Source organism: Pseudomonas sp. EA_65y_Pfl1_P113 (assembly GCF_963970525.1).
Classification (GTDB): Bacteria; Pseudomonadota; Gammaproteobacteria; order Pseudomonadales; family Pseudomonadaceae; genus Aquipseudomonas; species Aquipseudomonas tritici.
The window spans coordinates 1-438 of record NZ_CAXAQM010000649.1; the positions used below are offsets into that span (position 1 = coordinate 1).

Annotated in this window: 1 pseudogene; it reads left to right on the forward strand. The window is 58.7% G+C overall.

Going from position 1 to position 438, the window contains the following annotated elements:
* Nucleotides 1-142: 142 nt before the first annotated feature.
* A pseudogene (locus AACY52_RS31545) lies at nt 143-438 on the forward strand (hypothetical protein); the annotation flags it as partial.

Below are 438 nucleotides of genomic sequence, written 5' to 3' on the forward strand. Positions count from 1 at the left end.
CGGCATCAGGTTTTCTTGTGGTGCTTCAATGGAATGGCTATAGGCCCGCATCAGGTGGGTTGACCTTTGCTAGGTCCTGAGGTGCACTAAGCTTCGGGTGACCGTGAGGGGAGAGAGTGGGATTGCGACTGTCTTGAATAGATTGGACGATTCCGAAAAGTTCGCGGTACCGCAGGTCGGTAGTGACGACGGCTACCGGCCAAGCGCCGACGAGGAGTTCATGAACCCCCGTCAGCAGGCGTATTTTCGCGCAAAGTTGCAAGGCTGGAAGGATTCGATCCTGCGCGAGGCAGCGGGTACGATCTCGCAGCTTCAGGTCGATACCCTGCGGGAGGCAGATCTTACCGACCGGGCGTCCAGCGAGACCGATTGGTCGATCGAACTGCGCACCCGGGACCGGCAGCGTAAGCTAATCTCCAAGATCGAGGCCGCAATGCG